Consider the following 18,965-nt stretch of genomic DNA (forward strand, 5'->3'; position numbering starts at 1 on the left):
TTCTCATTCGAAAAGCTCAAAGGGACCAGATAGGATGGCGACTATCACCATTGATCAACAGAACATCCTCGTTGGCATCCGTCCAATAGAACCGGCTGACGACTCCACCTTGTACGCTTCCGAAGTTACCTCGTTGGGACTGCCGCCAAAGAAGAGATTTTTCCCGCCATCGGATAGTTCGACAAGGGCAGATTCAATCCTGATAACGTCGTCTATCGGGTGATGTCGGCTCTGCCGCAGCACCCATGGCAGTTCCATCGTTCACCTCGCGGCAAATGCCCATCTTTCTGCCACCGCTTCTTGCCGCGGGTCCGTCTGAGTCAAGCCGGTGCGTTCGATGTTTCCGGAAAGATGCGCAACGCCGGCCGAAGCGGAAGGCTCGAAACGCGCTTGACTTCAACACGCCGAATAGAGAAGCAACCCCGTTTGCGTACAGCTGCAAAGACTAAGGACGGGCCGCCGCTCAGACCACGGTCATAACGTCAAGAAGGCACGAATGGCCAAAGAGGAGAGTGGCGTCGGAGAGCCGCAGAGCACTGGCTGAGCGAAGAATTTGCGGTTGCCTGCTTCTGCAGCGGGCCAATTGTCGAGTTCGGAACCCAAAATGTCGGCAATTTGACAATGCGTGTGGTCAGACAATGCACAAAATCAGACATTTGAGTTGGTACGCCGCTTGCGTGTGAACAACCTCATCGTCCGATCGCTTGTGAGAGCGAGACGGATAGGTTGGCAATATTGAGGAAGGCGGGAACTAGCTATGCCGCGAACTGACGTAGAGCGATTCGTCAACGATTTAGGGAAAAAAGGCAGTCCGCTTGAAAAGCTCAAACCACGATTTGGAGGCCTTGCATCGATTGTAGCGATTGGAAAGAGCCTCGACTACAATATCACGCTTGATCAGGTTAAAAGTTACATTCGATCGAACATTCGACAGAAGTCGAGTAGCAAGAAGCTCAGCGCGATTGCGAGCCGCACGCGTGATTCCAGCGTTTCTGGCTTAAACAACCTTGTGCAGACCACTGCGTTGACTAATTACGCTTCGGCTGTACCCATGAGTTCTGTGATAATCGGGGAAAAGGCTACAGTCGCCGCGGTTGTTGTAGTTATTGTAATTGTTGTTGTGGTCGCGACCTAATGCAAATGTTAGCTCTGAGCGCATTGGCTCCGACGAGCCGGTCTGAAGAAACTGCCCAGGATGAGATCATGCTATCAGGCCTACAAGGGGCAGCTTCAGGGGCTCACCTGTACCCTTTGGCCGAACACTGGCGACAAATTCTCAACCGGCGCACGCCGGAGGAACGGCGCACGTTGTCCCACGTCAAGCGCTTCATGGAGCGGCTGGCCGGTGACGGGAAATTCCGCACGGCACTCGCGGAGAACCTCGACGCCCCTCGAGCGTTAACAGAGCGCTACGGCATTGAAGTTGACCCATTGGAGATGCTGCCGCTCTGGTGCGGTGACTACCTGAAGTTCCGCTTCAAGCCGGAGTCTGCTTCGTGGCCGCTGGCTATGTTGTGGGACGAATATATGCGCGAGATATCGCACCATCGCGACCTCCTGCGCGACCAAGGCGAAATGTCGATGATCGACCATCGCTTTCATGCCTGGCGCGAGCGCCAAATTCGGCGCTGTAACGACGAATTGGGCGAATTGGCGCCGTCAATCACGCACCCCATCATCGCTTTCGAGCTAAGCGAAGGCTGCACCGTCGGTTGCTGGTTCTGTGGCCTCTCGGCGGACCGCTTCAAGGGTTACTTTGAATATAGCGAGGAGCATGCAGAGCTCTGGCGCGGCGTAGTCGGCGTCGCGAGCGAGATGTTTGGTTCGGCGGCCCGCACTGGCTTCTGCTACTGGGCCACAGATCCGATCGACAACCCGGACTACGACCGTTTTCTGCTAGACTACCATCAAATCACGGGTGCTTTGCCACAGACGACGACGGCCGCACCGCTCAAGGATGAGGCACTCACCAGGCGCGTGCTCGAACTGTTCAAACGCTTCGGTGGCGTGACGAATCGTTTTTCCGTGCTAAGTACGAAGCATCTCAATCAGATTCACGCGGCGTTTTCGCCCGAGGACCTGATCGGGGTCGAACTCATCCTGCAGGGCAAGGCGGCGCCGACCGCTAAGGCTTTCGTCGGGCGCGCACGCGCGCGGAAAGAAAAATTCAAGGTAGCCAGTAAAGATGACGCAACCGCATTACCCGAGGGTTATCCCACGACGATCGCTTGTGTTTCCGGCTTCCTCGTAAATATGCGGCAGGGACGTTTGCAACTGGTAACGCCGGTACCGGGTAGCGAACGCTGGCCTCTCGGGTACCGAATTGTGGGTCAACGTTTCTTCAGGACGCCCGACGAGTTCCGGGAGGGGCTCCAGAGCATCATCGACGAGCATATGCTCGAAAGCCCACCTCCCAACCTACCGATCCGCTTCCGCGGAGGCCTGCAATACGAGGCTGGGTACCGGTACTTCCATCTCCGGTCACGCAACATTGAATACCGGGTGCTCGACGATGTCGTTCCGATTTCCGTTGGCGATCTAATCGCGTGCGGCAATTGTACAGCCTCGGAGCTGATTATGCGCGTCACGACGGACGGCGCAAGCGCCCTTGCTGTCGCAGACATGCTCGATCAGTTGTACGCGGCCGGGGTAATCGAAGAGGACCTCGACGAGGTTTCACTTGGCACAACATCGACGGTATGACGGGCCGCAGGGCGCTGGCTTGTCTACCCCATGCACTGGACGACGGTCCCCACTGGGCTACTTGGCGCGATCAGATGCTTCGGGGAGGCATGACGCAAATCGGCGGTCCGCTTTACAGGCACAACACGCGTTGATGGGCCATCGGTAGATAAATGCGCTTGGCCGCTACCTGCGTAGCCTGTGCTCCTGGGAACGACCGAGCGTCCCGAGCTGAGGGCGGAGCGGTTTCTGGCCGACCGGTTCAGCGACGAGGCACGCGTCACGGTCTACCGGACCGGCGACCTGGCGCGTTATCTGGCGGACGGCAATCTGGAGTTCATGGGCCGGCGGCGCTAAGCTCCAGTCAACATATCGTGCGCGGCCGAGAAGCTGCACCGCCAACCGCCGCGCCCGGCCGCGGGCGAGTTGCGAATGGTCGCGCCATACTTCTCATAGGTCGGCTCGGCATGCGTGGTGGCGTGCGACGTATTCGAAGCAGCCACCCTGGTCGATCGCGACGTCGACCAGTACCGCGTCCTTATTCATGCCAGACAGCATTTCGCGCGTCACCAGCTTGGGAGCCGCCGCACCCGGGATCAGCACCGCGCCGACGACGATGTCGGCCGAGAAGCATTCGTCCTCGAGCGCCTCGACGGTCGAATAGCGGGTGTGGACCCGGCCGTTGAAGATGTCGTCGAGCTGGCGCAGCCGCGGGATCGAGCGGTCGATGATGGTGACGTCGGCGCCAAGGCCGGCCGCCATCTGCGCGGCATGCAGGCCGACGACGCCGCCGCCGAGCACAGTGACCTTGCCGGGCAGCACGCCGGGTACGCTGCCGAGCGGCACGCCGCGACCGCCATTGGCCCTCTGCAGCGCAGTCGCGCCGGCCTGGATCGACAGGCGGCCCGCGACTTCCGACATCGGCGCCAGCAGCGGCAGGCCGCCGCGGTCTTCGGTGACCGTCTCATAGGCGATGGCCGTCACGCCCGAGGCCAGCAGACCCTTGGTCTGCTCCGGATCCGGAGCGAGATGGAGATAGGTGTAGAGGATCTGGCCGTCACGGAGCTGGACCTATTCGTTGGGCTGCGGCTCCTTGACCTTGACGATCATGTCAGACTTGGCAAACACGTCGGCGGCCGTCTTGGCGATGGTGGCGCCGGCGCCGCGATAGGCGTTGTCGTCGGCGCCGATGCCGGCGCCGGTCTCGACCAGCACTTCGTGGCCATGCGTGACATATTCGCGGACCGATCCCGGCGTCAGGCCGACGCGGTATTCGTGGTTCTTGATTTCCCGGGGGCAGCCGACGCGCATTCGCTCCTCCTCGAATTTCTGATTTTGCGGGGTGGACCATAAAACCATAAATAGCGCGGCAAGTGTTTGCGTATCCGGTTGTTGCCGGGCGCGGCAATCGCTATTCCTTGCGCCAAAATCCGTTCTATTCGCATGAAGCATGAACAATGTCGCTCGACAGGATCGATATCGCCATTCTCGAGACATTGCAGAAGGATGGGCGGATATTCTAACGATGCGCGCACCCGGATGCAGTCTGGCTTGAATCGCCATTGCTATGAAAGACGGCTTCGCGAAATATTCCTGCTCGGCGTCGCCGCTCATGCTGGCGAAGTGCAGGACGGCGATTTACGGCTTCGGCGGCGGTGGGATTTCTACCACCAATACGTCGCTCCGAATGACAGGCGCGGTACGCCTTCAATCCGAACCCGTCTCTCAGTTCGAAATCCTCGCTGCCGCATGAGGTTGCCAACGCTCTGGCAAATTCTCTGACCAGACAAAACTTTACGGCGGAACCGCTGCCGCAATTCGATGTTTCTCATGCCACCGCAGGCTTGCAGTTGAAGGCGGCAGGACGGGTCGACTGTTGGTACTGACTGAAGCCGGTGGTCAGGTCATCACCGCCAGCTGTGGCGCTTGCCATCTGCGGCCAACCGCTGGACGACGGGCTCAAGGTCTTCGATCGCGATTCGCGTAAGGAGTTCGATCTGATGTTCCATGAAAAAATGGTCGCCGGCGCAAAAATGGGCCTTGAACTGCTTCGTGGTATGCTCTTTCCAGCCGATAATGTGGTTGCCTGTAACATATGGGTCGACGCGGCCGCCTATCGCAGTGATTGGAGCGTCGAGCGGAGGATGGGAACCGTAGCGATAGGCATTGTTCATCGCGTAGTCCGCCTGGATAATCGGAAGCATCATCGCGTGCATTTCGGGATCTTCGAACAGGGCCTTGTTGTTGGCGAAATTTACCTCCTTTAGCATCTCGACGAACTCGCTCTCGTCGAGTTCGTGTTCGGCCTTGCCGGTCCCGTGATTGAACTGCTGGACGTCAATGGCTAACTGGTCGTCATTGTAGATCTGTGGCGAGCGACCACCGGCCACAAAGAAGTATTCCGGCTGCAGCCCGTGATCGCGGCGTACCCGATGGGCAATCTCGAAGGCCTGGACACCGCCATAGCAAAACCCGAAGAACGCGAACGGTTTGTCCTTAAGGAAGGGCAGCATCTCCGGCACGATGCCGTCGACCATGTCCTCCATCCGCAGCCAGAAGCCCTCTTCAAGGCGCGCGCTGCGGCCTGGCATCTGCAGGATGCCGAGCTCGATGTGATCCGGCATCTTGTCGATCCAGTGCTGGAATACGAGCGGGCCGCCGCCGGCATAGGGAAAGCCGATCAGGCGGATCGGCGCGTCGGGCTTCGGACGCGGAATGACCACCGCGCTCTTGTCGTAGCTCTGGGCGCTGTCGGCCAGGACCGGCGCTGTCGGTACCGCCTCGCTGTCCGCAATACCCCCAAGAGTGGCGGTCACCTGCGTCTCAGTATCGGCCGCGATCTCCGCGATTGAGGCACCCATCACGAGCTTCTGGAGCGAAACCTTGATGCCGCTCTTGGCGAGTTTGTTGCGGAACTCAATCGTAGCCAAGGAGTCGAATCCCATTTGGTTGAGCGCTTCGTCCATCGGCAGGCTGTCCGGATCGGCGATGCCGAGCACACGGGCGACTTCTCCGCGCAGGAAGCTTTCGATCGCCTGACCGCGTTCGCTCGGCGCTACCGAGCCGAAGAGCCGCGCAAGTGGATCTGTCGCCTCGTCGTCATTGGTCGCCTGCCGATTCTTGTGCACATTCGACAGAGGCGTGAGCCAAGCAGGCGTTTCCCCGTACTGCTTCTTGGCGAAACGTCGCCACAGGATCGGCGCTGCGGTGAGCGTGCCAGTTGAGGCGAACAGGCCCTCCAGCCGCTCGAGCGCCTCCCGGTTGCGGATCGCGAGCAGGCCGAAATCGGTCAGGCGCTTGCGCAGGCGCTCGTCGAGTCCGGATGCCATGCCGGTTTCCGCCCACGGACCCCATTCGATGCTGACACCTGGCAGACCCTCGGCGTTGCGGCCCTCGACAATGCGGTTCATGGCGGCATTGGCGGCCACGTAAGCCGCTTGGCCCTTCATACCGAGAAGCGCGCTAACCGAGGAGAAGCAGACGAAGAAGTCGGGTGAGAAGCGACGGCTCGCGTTATCGAGAACGAGCGTACCCTGGAGTTTGGCCCGAAGTGCGCGTTCGAGTTCGCTCGCCTCCTCGATCGATCCGAGCGTGGCGTCCTGAACGATTCCGGCGGTGTGAATGATCCCGCCGAGTTGATGGCCCGCCTCCGAGAGATCGCCCAGGATTCGCTCGACTCCGACCTGGTCGGCGATGTCAACCGCATGCGCCGCGATCTCAGCGCCGGAACGGCGCAGGGCTTCGAGCCGTTCCCGTTTGGTGCCGTCCGCGACGGCCCTGTTGAGAAGCACGAGGCGGCGCGCACCGCGATTTATCAGCCATTCGGCCATTAGCGATCCGAGAGCGCCAAGCCCGCCGGTGACGAGATAGGTCTTCTGCGGATCGACCGCGCAATCCGTACCGACATTGCGGCTTTCGCTGAGGCGCAGGACATAGCGTTCCTCGCCGCGCACGGCGTAGGCGGTCTCCGACCCAGAGCCACCGAAAAGAATGCCGATCGCGACCGCGATTTCTGCGTCGCTCGGCTCCGCGCCGAGATCGATGTCACCCCCCCACAGATCGGGATGTTCGCTCGCGAGCACCATCGCCATGCCATGTAGTGAGGCGCTGACCAATGAGGCTGGACGAGCGGCGTCCTGAATTGGTGTGTCTGTTTGCGGCACGGCACGGCCGGACTGGCCGACGACCCATATCTTCGCCTTCGTCAGATTGCCATGCTTGGTCGCTGCCTGAACCGTCTGGACGAACTGCATGAGGGTGGCGGCGTGGCTGTGCGCCGCCTCGACGATCTGTCCACTTGACGCGCCTTCCGCGCTCTCAGGAGTGACGATGATCCCCGCGACATACTCGTCGAGCACACCGCCAGATAGACCTGTTTCGACATTCGAAAGAACGACCGCTGTCTGCTTGGGCCCTTCCCGCTTCGCCTCGATCGCCTGAGCCAAACGTCCGGCGAGACCGAGGGCATTGCCCAGGATAATCCAGAGGGCCTTGTCTTTCGGCAGTTGCGGCGCTGACTGCTTTTCCACGTGCCATTCGCGGCGGCAGTGCCATGCCAGCCGGTCGCTCGCTTTCGTGTCGATCCAGTGATGCTGACGCTCGAAGGGATAGAGCGGAAGATCGACGAGCCGGCGTTCATTATCCGGCAGATCGGTGAGCGTATTGATCGCAAGGCCGGCGACGAAAAGGCGGCCCGCGGTCTCGGCGAGAACCTCTTCGTCATTGCGGGTGCGATTGAGGCTCGAGACGAATTGCGAGGGCGAGGCAATGCCATCTAGGGCCGCCTGCGCCATCGGAGTGAGGACCGGATGCGGTCCGATTTCCAGGAAGAGATTCGCCCCAATTTCTTGCGCCGTCATTATGCCCCGATGGAACAGGACGGGCTGGCGAACGTGGTCGGTCCAGTAGCGCGCGTCAGCGACTTCGTCGCCGGCGACCTTACCCGTCTTCGCACTGACCAGTCGGCCATCGGGCTTGGCGAAATCGAGGGTGCTCGCGAACGCCTGAAACTGTTCGAGGATCGGATCCATGAGATGCGAATGAAAGGCGTGCGAGACCTTCAACTGCGTCGTGCGGATGCCTTTTTCCTTGGCGACCTTGATCAGCGTTTCAAGTGCGTCCGTCTCGCCCGCGACCACCGTGCTGGCTGGTCCGTTCTCGGCCGCGATGGCGAGCTCAACTTCGGAGTCCCGGATCATCTGATGGGCTGTGTCCGGATCAGCTGTCAGGACGACCATGCCGCCATTACGTGGAAGCCGACCCATCAGTTCGCCGCGCTTGGTGATCAGCTGCAGCCCGTCCTCGAGTGAGAACACGCCGGCAAGATGGGCCGCCACGTATTCTCCGATGCTGTGGCCCATGACGATCTCTGGGACGAAGCCCCTGGCCTCGAGAACTCGGGCGAGTGCAAATTCGATCGCGAACAGGGCGGGCTGGGTATATTCGGTATCGTGAACGAAATGGGCGAGCGTCCCGTCACCGTATAGGATGTCGCTCAATCCGTGCTTGCGAATCCGTGCGACCACCGCGTCACAGGCGTCGAAGGCTTCGCGGAAGATCGGATCACTCTCGTAGAGTCCGCGCCCCATACCTTCGCCCTGGCCGCCCTGTCCGGTGAACAGAGCGGCGGGAACCACATGTTTGGAGAGATCGACACGGGCATAATCGTTTGCGCGAAGACTCTCGGCCAGCCCTCTGGTTGTCCGACCGGTCGCGAAACTCCGATACTCAAAAGCGCGGCGGGCGGTGTTCGCAGTAAAGCAGATGGCGTCGCGCTCGTTGGGCTCTGCCGTATCGAGTCGCAAGGCAAAACTCTTGGCCATGGCGCCCAGGGCCTGTGGCGTGCGTGCCGAAATGTTCAGCGTACGAGGAAGGTCCGGGTGGTGCGGCGCATCATTCGGCTGAGATAAACCGTTCGTCTCGCTCGGTGCTTCCTCCAAAATGACATGGGCATTCGTTCCGCCCACGCCGAACGAACTGATGCCCGCGCGTCGTGGACCCTTGGACGTCCAGGGCACAGCGCTAGTCGGCACGGCGAAGGGAAGGCGATCGAAGTTGATCTCCGGATTGGGCGTCTTGAAATTGACCGCCGGCGGCAAGGTTCGCGACTTCAGTGCCATGACCGTCTTGATTACACCCGCGATGCCGGAAGCGGCGATCGTATGGCCGATATTAGCCTTCACCGAACCAAGGGTAATCGGCGCGACATCCGCCGGCAAACCGGCGAACACTTCGCTGAGGGCTTCGATTTCGATCGGATCACCCAGTTTCGTGCCCGTTCCGTGCGTTTCCAAGTAGGAGATCGTTTCCGGCGCGAGCGAGCTGTTCATGAGTGCTCTTGCGACGACGCTCGATTGGCCCTCGATGCTCGGCGCCGAGAAGCTGATCTTGTCGTTTCCGTCATTGTTGATCGCCGATCCGCGAATAACAGCGTGGATGGTGTCACCTTCGGCAAGCGCGTCATCGAGACGTCGAAGCGCAACCACGCCGACGCCACTCGAAAACACCGTGCCGCTGGCCTCGGCATCGAACGGACGGCAGTGGCCGTCGCGGGACAAGATCATGCCCTCTTGATAGCGATAGCCCGCACGGTCGGGAATGATTGCAGTGACACCGCCCGCCAGCGCCATGTCGCATTCGCCGTTCTGCAGACCGCTGCAGGCCAGATGGAGACTTACGAGTGAGGTCGAACAAGCTGTCTGGACGCTGATGGCGGGGCCGATGAGGTTGAGGCGATGGGCCGCCCGAGTCGCTAAGTAATCCTTATCGTTTCCCAGCATGGCCTGGAAGCCGGTCATGGTGTCGAGCATGCCTTCCTTGCTGAAATCGTGCGAGCCGGCTACGCTCCTGGCGAAATAAGTGTTCGGGCCGGAGCCGGCATAAATGCCCGTTGTCATCTCGGTCGAACGGACGGCGTAGCCAGCATCTTCGATGGCGTGCCAAATGTTTTCCAGGAATAATCGGTGCTGCGGATCGAGGAGAGCCGCTTCACGAGGCATGATGCTGAAGAAGTCAGCGTCGAAGTAGCTGAGGCCCGTAAGTGGCGCGCCGTGGCGGATATAGTCCTCCGCTTCCCACTGCTCGGGGTCGACGCCCGCGCCGGCGAGTTCAACATCCGACAACTGACGAACGCTCTCGCGTCCGGCAATAATGTTTTCCCAGAACGCCTTGGGCGTATCCGCATCGGGGAACCGGCAGGCCATGCCAATAATCGCGATGGGGGTAGCTCTGTGAATGGGGCCGTTCATTTTCACCTCGTCGCTGCTCCGGCCTTCTGATCTTTGGTTCCCGGAGCGTGTTGTCTGCTGGAGCGGGTCATCGGTGCGCAGGATCAGCGCGGAGAAGCGCGTCCTTTGGACGACATACGCCGGGTTGCGAGTCCAGCCAACGTCGTGTTCGATGCATCGCCCTTCGCCGAGTTTCGCGATAAATAGTCTGCGAGCCCCCTCGGCGAAGGATGCCGGAAGACCAAGATCGCTGATATATTAATCCCGAACTGGCGGCGAAGGCGGCGTTGAAGCTCCGGGACCATGATCGAACGCGCGCCGAAATCGAACACGTTGTCCGAATCCGCGAGCGAGGGATGGTCCAGAAGCTCCCGCCAGTGGGAGGTAATCGCGCCGCACAGGTCACCGCTCTTCGTCGATCCGCTTGTAGTGGCACTGGCAGCCTTCTCGACAGGCGGTGCCGCGGTCTTGACCTTTTCGGCAAACAGCTTTTCAGCGATTGATTTGCGATCGACCTTGCCACTCGCCGTTTTAGGCATCGCGCTCATGATCTGGACACGGTCCGGCGCCATGTAGCTAGGGAGCATCTTACGGACATGGGCGCGAACTACTGTTTCGAGACAGTCGGTTGGCGCCTGATCTTTGCTCGTTAGGCAGGCGATCAGCCGTCCCATTCCATTTGCATCACGCTCGAAAACCATGGCGACTTCGGCCACGTCTGGGTGATCAGCTATAACGCTCTCAATTTCCCCAAGTTCAACCCTATAGCCGTCGATCTTGATTTGGTGGTCACGGCGACCACAGAAGAAAAAACAACCACTTTCATCTGACGTCGCAAAGTCGCCGGTCCGATACAATCTCGTTGGCGTGCCGTTAATATCGATAGTCACGAACCGTTCCTCTGTTCGCTCCTTATCCTGGAAATAACCCTGCGCGAGACAAATGCCACCGACATAGAGCTCTCCCACCTCTCGTGACCTCACCGGTCGCGCGTCTTCATCTAAAATAAAGAGTTCGACATTCGGCAGAACCCGACCGATGGGCGGTAACCTAGGCCATTCCGCTGGATTGCTATCAAGCTCGTGACAGGTGACCACGTGTGTCTCAGAGGGACCGTACTGATTGAAGAGCCGACACTCGGGGAGCTTGCTGAAAAACTCGCGCAAAGCGGAAGAGACCACGAGTTGTTCCCCGGCGGTGTGGATTTCCCGTAGACTGTCGGGAAACTGTTTGCGCTCCACGCAATTCGACGCCAATTGTTGGAGGGCGATAAATGGCAGGAACAATCGTTCCACCTGGGCACGCTGTATCTCGTCCGAAAGCAAATCGGGGTCGATCCGCTGTTCATTCGTTAGGATGACGATACGGCCACCTGAGCAGAGCGTGGAGAAGATCTCCTGAAACGATACATCAAATGAAATGGGGGCGAACTGAGCCGTTGCCCCATTGCCTGACAGGCTCGAAAGTTCGATCTGCCAGTTCACGAGGTTTTGAAGCGCTGCTCCTCCCATGTCGACTGCCTTCGGTTTGCCAGTCGAACCCGAGGTAAAGATAACGTAGCCACTGGAATTCGGCGACAGCGCCACATCTCGGTCGGACGATCCAGCACCGGCTGCGCCCACTCCAATTTCCTCGACCATCACCGCCGAGCCCGACGAAACATCCTTGAGGATCGCCGAATAGACGGCCGATGAACTGAGGAGCACGCTCGGGTCCACTTGCGCAAGCATCTCGCGAATGCGACTCTCTGGAAGATTTGGTTCCACGGGAACGTAGGAAACACCCAGGATTTGACAGCCCAGGATCGCCGCGATCCGGTCAACACCGATGGGCAAATGAATTGCGACGCGGTCCAAACCCGCTTCACGTCCAGTTTTTAGGGCGCGAGCTATCTCACAGGCTCGCAGCCACAAATCCATGTAGTTGATCGTTTCTGTTCCGAAAACGACAGCCGGACGACGAGGAAATTCGGATGCATACCAAAGCACGGACGCTGCAATGGTCCGCTCTGAAGGGCCTGAGGCGTTGTTTAAACTCTGCATGACTTCCCTCAGAATGCCGGACATTGCTAAATACATTTTTACTGTATCCGTGGTAAGCTCACAGTCAATCCAGTCAATTAAATTTCACATGTTCTTAATATTTCGACCGAGGTGTGCGGGCATCGCCAGATACAGTGCCGATCCCCTAGATGTTTAGATGGGGTATTCGGCTTTGCCCCACGTCGGTGCGGCTGCGCGGCTGGCCTCGAATAACGACAACGGCGGCCAGGCAGGATCGCTCGAGAGAGCGAGCAACGCCATCTGGTCGATCAGCTTCGTAATCTCATCCAGCGATGACTGTTAGCGCCATCAACTGCAAAACCGACCGCTCCTTTCCAATGCGCTGCCGCCCACCGCGTCCCCCCTCATCCAATGTTCGGATTGATAGATCCCAGATATTCTCACCGATCCAGTCACCCGCGCACGGGTCTCCTGGCGCTACATATGGGCAAGGGATACAAGCTTGTTGCCATCCTGGGGCACGATTCCGCGTTCCTAGGCAGGGACCCGATTTCCCGCACGATCCGTCAGGTCGGACTTTTCAAGAATCGCAAAAATCTGCTCATGCGCTTCCATGATGTCGCGTTCGAGGGCGTCGGCGGCTGCCAAGCCATTGCCCTTCTCCAACTGGTCAATGATTTCGCGATGATTATGGTGGCCCGGAACAACTCTCGTTTCCTTTCGCCTGAGGCCGAGGACTCGGCCCGCCTGTAGCCAATGCGCCTCGATTGTGTTCATCAAGACCTTGTTTTCAGAGAGATTGTAAACTGCGAAATGAAACAGTTGATTCAGCTTCAGATACTTTTTCACGTCAGCGTTCTTCTCCATATTGAGCAGTTCCATCTTTTCATTGATTTCTCTGAGATAGTTTAGGCTCTTCCCGGCAGATTTCTTCACACCCCAGACTATGGCCTGCCGTTCATTCAGAAGGCGCACTTCCAGAAGATCGCGGAGGCCTTCAGCAGTGATCATTGGAACGCGCGCGGACTGACGCGGCGCCCGTTCGAGTATGTCGATGCCGCTAAGCCGGTTGAGCGACTCGCGGATTGGCATATGGCTGGTGCCGAATGCGACAGCCAGTTCCTTGAGACGCATCGGCTGCCCGGGCGAAAATTCCCCGGACATCAGTGCGTCCTTCAGTTCGGCATAGACATGCTCAATCGTCGAACTTGGGGAAGCCTTCAATGGTGGTATTTCGTACTTCGGGCCTTTTGTCGCCATTTGGCATGATCTCCAAAACCGGCGCCTCGAACGCCCTGTGAACACGTCTCACGCTGCATGAAAACGGCGGGGCACCAGCCCGCCCGAGCCCTGATCCGCTGGTCCACGCCTGAAGTGCGGCGCATCGCAAACCACTTGGCAGTGCACCTGCCGCCGAGATTTCCGGCCACGACGACCCAGGGCAGCCGCCATCTCCAGCGCCCTGGTTCCGAAGCTTCGGCAGCCTTAACGATGTATCAGCCGGAGCCGCTACATTGACATATGCTGGGGTGTTACTGCCAACCAGGTCAACACATGGCCAGCAGCGATGCTAAAGCGAATGTCGTAGTGCTGGCCCTCGAGCAATTCTGGACAGATAGTTTTTGTCAGATGCAGTCGTAGTTGCCCGTTTCTAGGCGTCGTTCGTAACTCTGCACAGTCGAATCCGAAAAAGCGCCTTGCCACAGGATAGAGCGCTTTGAAAAGTGTCTCTTTGGCCGAAAAAACTAGGCTCGCCAGCCCGTCTGAAGAGAGGACCACTTGCCGAGCGATCAAGGCGCGCTCATCCTCATTGATGGTCATGTTTAGGATCGCATCCAGAGCATGACCGCTGGCCAGCGCCTCAACGTCGACACCTGCCCGCCAGTTCGCATTGGCGATGGCGAAACAAGCGCAATGCCCACGCGTATGGCTTATCGATCCAGCGGAAGAGGAAGGCCAGAGTGGAGCCCCGCCTAGACCGATTGGAATCTCACTAGCGGCTTGACCCAGCGCCCGCAATGCCGCGTGTGCCATCGCTCGCCCGGCTAAAAACTCAGCACGGCGTATGGCCACCGCTGCGGACAGATTGGCAGGGCAGTGTAACGCCAGCAGGTTGAACAGGTCATCCGTATAGCTCTCGAGATCAAACCTGCCGCGCACCAAGATCGCATTGGGGAGCCCGGGGACATGTAACTCAACATCGGTGAAAAATCCACGTGAACGAGCAGATAGAGCGATAAGTTCGAGATCGGAAAAAGCGGTCATATCCTGTCGCCTCCCCTAACCCAGGTCGCATTTCTATCATGATGTTTTCTGGGGAACGAGTTTGAGTTTGTTAATTTATATTACGAATTCATTAAGCTAGAGTTGTACGTTTAGGTGGCGAAGCCGAGGGCTTGCGCCATTCGCAGGATGCGCCCCGGCCAGGACGTGCGTGTGGTGGGTCTTCCAAGCACCGAGTTGGCTGGGTAGGGTTTGCAAGGGGGGCGAACAACCGGATGAACGAACGGATGATGCTGGATAGGTTGCGCATCCTATTGGGGATTTATACCAACGGTCATGAAGCTCGACCGACGTGAACCCACTCTCGCATTTCGTTGATGTGATTGTTTCGGGGCCATGAGCTTCTGCCAAGCCTCGCAGGCGGCGTCGATGATGGCGTCGTGGGGACGTCCGCGCCGGAACTGGACCCGGATGAGCCAATCGAGGCGGACGAGCCGGATCCGCTGCCCGAAGAGTTCGCGGCGATCGACGCCTTGCATGCGCGCGCGAATGCGGTCCTCGAAGGTGTGGTAGTCGAACGGCTACCTCGATCGGAAGCGGCGCCCGATCGGGATCCGCTGATCTACGACCCGGATTGGGACGAGCGAACCCGGTCGAGGATTGGCGCGCCACGCTTGATCGAGCAATGTCATGAAATGCAAATTTTATGACATTGAGGAATAGTTTGAACCCACCAGTTAGCAGTAGGAGACGTCGGGCCAGACCGTTATTTTTGCGCAGCGTAGCCGACTGAGCGGCAAATACCGACTCTGCTCGTGCGATAACTGCCTTACCGAGCAGCGGGATCCGCTGATCTAGGACCCGGATTGGGACGAGCAAACCCGGTTCGAGGACTGGCGCGCCACGCTTGATCGAGCAATGTTATGAAATGCAAATTTTATGACATTGAGGACAGTTTGAACCAACCAATTGCAGTAGAGACGCTGGACGTCGGGGCCAGACCGTTATTTTTTGCGCAGCGTAGCCGACTAAGCGGCAAATACCGACTCTGCTCGCGCGATAACTGCCTTACCGAGCTCGCTTGACCTGCGCTGTTGAAGGTCGAATCGAACTGATACGCAGCTCTCCACGGCAGCGGTCTCACCGTTGGACGAATTCACCATGACATGCCGGATGGCAAGCGAACTTTTGCCGATCTTTGTGACGGAGGATCGGATTTTAAGAATGGTCCCCGCACTTACCTCCGCGCGAAAATCGGTCTCGGTCCTGACATCTGCCCATCCAAGGGAGTCTTGGCGGTCATCCACATCCAAGAACCGCAGGACGACCAATGTAGCGTCGTCAAACATGGCCGCGTAAAATCGGCGGTTCATATGACCAAACTCGTCGCACATCCATGGCTGCGCGACGCCAATAAAACTATCGATCTCGTCAGTCAAAATATACCTCACTAAGAGTTGGCGGAAAGTGTCGCATTGTCGGGATAACCCATGCTTGGGCATTCACTTCGACACAACTGCATGGTTATGGGCCGCGAAGACGCTAGTTTCAATTTCAATCGCGCCCACTCACCCTTTTGGAGCTACCCGCTCCAAGTTACCCGAGAAGCAATGCCCAACCGAAGCAGCGGCAGCAGGGATCGTGAAAGGAACCTCGCGAGGCCAAATGAGCGACGGCGCGCATCGGAATGCCTGGGCCCCAACTTAGAGGCGCCCGACGCCGAGGCTGCGGGTCGCTCGCTAATAGCTTCGATCCATATCATTCCACCACCAAGCACCGCCCTCGCAACGCGCGAGTCGCTTTCAAATTCTGCCATCTTCGTTTCGTCCATTTGGAAATCAATGCGCAGCCCAGGAATTGCGGTTCGAGTGTCATGGCGCGCTCGAGCTAGAGCTGTGCGCTTTCTGTATTTTTGTAGACAAAGCTGTCGCGATAGCGTCTCCAGCTTCCTGCAGGTCGGCGACCAGGCTCTGAACAGCTGTAGCGCTGTCGCCCGATCTCACGGCGGCAATTATGTCTGCGTGATGCCGATGCCCTGAAAACGACATTGGAGTCGCCTTCAACAGGCTCAACAACGGCCCATAACGCATCCACAGCAATTCAATAAGATTCACAAGTTCAGGATTTCCGCATCGTTCATACAGCGAAAAATGAAACTTATGATTTAGTTGTAAATACGCCCGCGTTCCTAATGCGCCACGCTCCGCTTCAATATCCATCCGGGCATTTATTTGGGCCAGCTGATCGGCAAGCCCGTTCTCGCCGCGTTCGACCGTCATCGCCACCGCCTTGCCTTCAAGATCTGTTCGAAGGGTAAGTAGATTGCGAAGGCGCCCAACGCTCGCTTCGGGAATGAAGGGAGTTCGCCTCGTTTCGGACTGCAGCGCGCGAGCCATGACAAGTCTATTGAGGGCCTCTCGAACCGGCATATGACTTGTGCCGAATGCGGTGGCCAAGTCGTCGAGCTTCAACTTCTGACCAGGTGCAAACTCGGCCATCATGATTGAACGAGTTAGCTCCGCATAAACATGTTCCAAATCTGAGTTTCTTGGCCGCGGCCGAAGCACGGGAAATTTGGTCGCTGGCATTTTCACTCCTGATCTGCCTGACACGGACGTGAGCATAGCGAAATTATTTTATTTGATCAACGATCAAAAACGGTTAGGCTCTGTGTGGTGGATATCAAGTGAACACGGGGTTGACACAAATCTGTTTTGCCGGCAATTCTTTGATCAACGATCAATAAAAGGGTAACTGGTATGTGGAAAGTTGGTATTGATGTGGGAGGGACTTTCACGGACCTCTTCGCGGTCAACAGTGCGACCGGCGAGGAGCGAACCGGTAAAGTTCTGACGACCCCTGAGGAAAGGTCGCGTGGCGTCTTGAACGCCATTGCAAACGCCAGCATCGCACCGAACGAGATTGAGCTGCTTGTCCACGGCACCACGACGGCGACCAACGCACTGATCGAGCGCACCTTCCCGGATGCTGCGATGATCACCACGGAGGGCTTTCGCGACGTGCTCGAAATCGGCCGAATGCACCGCGAACATCTTTATCGGCCCTATCAAACCAAGCCTGAGCCCCTGATCCGTCGTCGGCATCGCTACACGATCAACGAAAGAACCACTGCGTTCGGGAAGGTTGAGAAGGAGATTGATGCTGCAGAGCTTCAGCCCATTATCGAGGCCGTCGCAGCAGCTGGTATCAAATCCGTGGCTATCTGCCTGATCAACTCCTACGCGAACCCGGCAAACGAGCGCAAGGTCGCCGAAATCATCACAGCCGCATTGCCCGGCGTGCGGGCAATTTCCTCGGCGGATGTCAAGCCGGTGTTCCGAGAGCACACGCGCTTCACGTTGGCTTCGGTGAGAGCCACGATCCTGCCGGTGATGGCCGACTATTTTGAGCGTCTTGAGGCCCGGCTCCGTGAAGCGGAGTTTACCGGCAATCTCATGATCCTGAAAAGCAATGGCGGGATGATGTCCGTCAACCAGGCGCGTCTGCGTGTCGAGGAACTGGTGGAGTCGGGGCCCGCAGGCGGCGTCGGATATGCGTCCGAGATCGCGCGTACGGCCAGCTCGGTAAACATCATTCATACCGATATGGGCGGAACAAGCTTCGACGCATCCATCGTCGAGGATGGCGAGGGCCTCATCACCCGCGAATATGAAATTGAGTTTGACATACCGGTCGCAGTGCCGATGCTCGACATCCGTTCAATCGGCGCCGGCGGGGGGTCGATCGGCTGGATCGACAGCGGTGGCTCACTCCGCGTCGGCCCCATGTCCGCAAGTTCGGTTCCCGGGCCTGCCTGCTATGGGCGAGGTGGAACGCGGCCGACGATCACGGATGCAAATCTGGTGCTCGGCAGGATTAGTCCGGACCTTTCGGGTAAATTTAAACTGGATGGCGCAGCGGCCCGCGCAGCCGTGGAGACCGTTTCGTCTCAGTTGAAACTTAGCATCGAGGAATGTGCCGAAGGCATGCTGCGGATCGCGACCGAGGCTATGGCACAAGCCGTCAAGCTTGTCCTTGCATCTCGCGGCCGCGATCCTCGCGATTTCGCGCTTGCGAGTTTTGGCGGAGCAGGACCGCTGCACGCGTGCGCAGTCGCCGAGGCGCTCGGCACGCCAACGGTCATCGTTCCCAGATACTCCGGTGTTGCCTCTGCTTATGGAGCGCTGCGACTGGCAATCAAGCACGACGAAGAAGTTTTCTATTACGCCCCGCTCGTCGCCAAGGAGCTCGATGAAATCGGCCTTCGCTTGAAGAACCTCGGTGCCGCAGCCGTCGAAGCCCTTCTTGGGCAGGGCGCCAGCGCAGACAGCGTGCAGGTTAGCTTCGTGATGCGCATGCGGTATGCGGGTCAGACTTTCGAAGTGGACGTCGTGCAGGACCGGGGTGTTATCGAGCGACGCGACCTCGATCGCCTGGCTGAGGCCTTTCACGGTGCGCACAAGAGAGAGTTCGGTGTCCGGTCGGACGATTTCCCCGTTGAGATTGTCGCACTGGCAGTCACGGCGGAAGCGCCATCACCCGCTGGCATTCTGCAATCTAGCACGAGTTCCGCGATCGGCTCGCCACGTCAGGCTGAACGCAAGGTCTGGTTTGGCGGCTGGACCGACAGCCTGGTTCACGACGCCGCCGGCGCGGTTGAGGTCAGCGGCCCCGCTCTCATTGAAGATCCGCACACCAGCATCGTCATCCCACCGGGTTGGGCGGCACGCTTTGACTCCGCCCGCAACTGCATCTTGGAGAGGTCATAATGGTTACCTCAATCGACCCAATCACGTTCGAAGTGCTTCGCAACACGTTCGAGCATGTCTGC

General features: G+C 58.6%; 11 protein-coding genes and 1 pseudogene. 5 read left to right on the forward strand and 7 right to left on the reverse strand.

The annotated features are described in order from the left end of the window. The first annotated feature begins 757 nt into the window (after nucleotides 1–757). From EOA85_RS02200 to EOA85_RS02210, 3 genes are all read left to right on the forward strand, one after another. Entirely contained in the window at nucleotides 758–1,135 is a 378-nt protein-coding gene (locus tag EOA85_RS02200) for a hypothetical protein (protein ID WP_127208180.1), read from the forward strand. Between the two features lie 68 nt (nucleotides 1,136–1,203). Continuing rightward, nucleotides 1,204–2,703: a radical SAM family RiPP maturation amino acid epimerase gene (locus EOA85_RS02205; RefSeq protein WP_127208181.1), complete on the forward strand. Its 1,500-nt coding sequence runs from the start codon at nucleotides 1,204–1,206 to the stop codon at nucleotides 2,701–2,703. Between the two features lie 180 nt (nucleotides 2,704–2,883). Then, the gene (locus tag EOA85_RS02210) at nucleotides 2,884–3,039 is read left to right on the forward strand and encodes an AMP-binding protein (protein WP_127208182.1); all 156 of its coding nucleotides are present in this window, start codon (nucleotides 2,884–2,886) and stop codon (nucleotides 3,037–3,039) included. 92 nt (nucleotides 3,040–3,131) lie between these two features. Here EOA85_RS02210 and ald read toward each other — a convergent pair. The 5 genes and pseudogenes from ald to EOA85_RS02235 all read right to left on the reverse strand — a co-directional run. After that, nucleotides 3,132–3,993 (reverse strand): annotated as a pseudogene (gene ald / locus EOA85_RS02215) (alanine dehydrogenase); the annotation flags it as partial. Nucleotides 3,994–4,589: 596 nt separating this feature from the next. Continuing rightward, on the reverse strand, nucleotides 4,590–9,929 hold the full coding sequence (locus EOA85_RS02220; protein ID WP_127208183.1) for a type I polyketide synthase: 5,340 nt from the start codon (nucleotides 9,927–9,929) through the stop codon (nucleotides 4,590–4,592). 83 nt (nucleotides 9,930–10,012) lie between these two features. Then, complete coding sequence (locus tag EOA85_RS02225) at nucleotides 10,013–11,986, reverse strand: amino acid adenylation domain-containing protein (protein ID WP_245485568.1); 1,974 nt, start codon at nucleotides 11,984–11,986, stop codon at nucleotides 10,013–10,015. Nucleotides 11,987–12,445: 459 nt separating this feature from the next. After that, nucleotides 12,446–13,171 (reverse strand): GntR family transcriptional regulator, encoded by a 726-nt coding sequence (locus tag EOA85_RS02230; RefSeq protein WP_127208184.1) that lies wholly within the window; start codon nucleotides 13,169–13,171, stop codon nucleotides 12,446–12,448. Between the two features lie 249 nt (nucleotides 13,172–13,420). After that, on the reverse strand, nucleotides 13,421–14,176 hold the full coding sequence (locus EOA85_RS02235) for a 4'-phosphopantetheinyl transferase superfamily protein (RefSeq protein ID WP_127208185.1): 756 nt from the start codon (nucleotides 14,174–14,176) through the stop codon (nucleotides 13,421–13,423). A gap of 398 nt (nucleotides 14,177–14,574) precedes the next feature. Here EOA85_RS02235 and EOA85_RS02240 point away from each other — a divergent pair, with 398 nt between their 5' ends. After that, on the forward strand, nucleotides 14,575–14,844 hold the full coding sequence (locus EOA85_RS02240) for a hypothetical protein (protein ID WP_127208186.1): 270 nt from the start codon (nucleotides 14,575–14,577) through the stop codon (nucleotides 14,842–14,844). A 318-nt stretch (nucleotides 14,845–15,162) separates the two neighbouring features. On the opposite strand, the gene EOA85_RS02245 is transcribed toward EOA85_RS02240, so the two are convergent. Both EOA85_RS02245 and EOA85_RS02250 read right to left on the reverse strand, forming a co-directional pair. Beyond that, nucleotides 15,163–15,573, reverse strand: a complete 411-nt coding sequence (locus EOA85_RS02245; RefSeq protein ID WP_245485569.1) for an acyl-CoA thioesterase — start codon at nucleotides 15,571–15,573, stop codon at nucleotides 15,163–15,165. Between the two features lie 432 nt (nucleotides 15,574–16,005). Beyond that, entirely contained in the window at nucleotides 16,006–16,671 is a 666-nt protein-coding gene (locus EOA85_RS02250; protein WP_245485570.1) for a GntR family transcriptional regulator, read from the reverse strand. Between the two features lie 222 nt (nucleotides 16,672–16,893). Here EOA85_RS02250 and EOA85_RS02255 point away from each other — a divergent pair, with 222 nt between their 5' ends. Then, complete coding sequence (locus EOA85_RS02255; RefSeq protein ID WP_127208189.1) at nucleotides 16,894–18,903, forward strand: hydantoinase/oxoprolinase family protein; 2,010 nt, start codon at nucleotides 16,894–16,896, stop codon at nucleotides 18,901–18,903. Nucleotides 18,904–18,965: the final 62 nt, after the last annotated feature.

The sequence above is a fragment of the Mesorhizobium sp. M5C.F.Ca.IN.020.29.1.1 genome, assembly GCF_003997375.1.
Classification (GTDB): domain Bacteria; phylum Pseudomonadota; class Alphaproteobacteria; order Rhizobiales; family Rhizobiaceae; genus Mesorhizobium; species Mesorhizobium wenxiniae.

Excerpts from the sequence above, each read along its gene's own strand:
- EOA85_RS02200 (WP_127208180.1), top strand. The coding sequence starts at position 758 with ATGCCGCGAACTGACGTAGAGCGATTCGTCAACGATTTAGGGAAAAAA.
- EOA85_RS02220 (WP_127208183.1), bottom strand. The coding sequence starts at position 9,929 with ATGAACGGCCCCATTCACAGAGCTACCCCCATCGCGATTATTGGCATG.
- EOA85_RS02230 (WP_127208184.1), bottom strand. The coding sequence starts at position 13,171 with ATGGCGACAAAAGGCCCGAAGTACGAAATACCACCATTGAAGGCTTCC.
- EOA85_RS02205 (WP_127208181.1), top strand. The coding sequence starts at position 1,204 with ATGCTATCAGGCCTACAAGGGGCAGCTTCAGGGGCTCACCTGTACCCT.
- EOA85_RS02255 (WP_127208189.1), top strand. The coding sequence starts at position 16,894 with ATGTGGAAAGTTGGTATTGATGTGGGAGGGACTTTCACGGACCTCTTC.
- EOA85_RS02225 (WP_245485568.1), bottom strand. The coding sequence starts at position 11,986 with ATGTATTTAGCAATGTCCGGCATTCTGAGGGAAGTCATGCAGAGTTTA.
- EOA85_RS02235 (WP_127208185.1), bottom strand. The coding sequence starts at position 14,176 with ATGACCGCTTTTTCCGATCTCGAACTTATCGCTCTATCTGCTCGTTCA.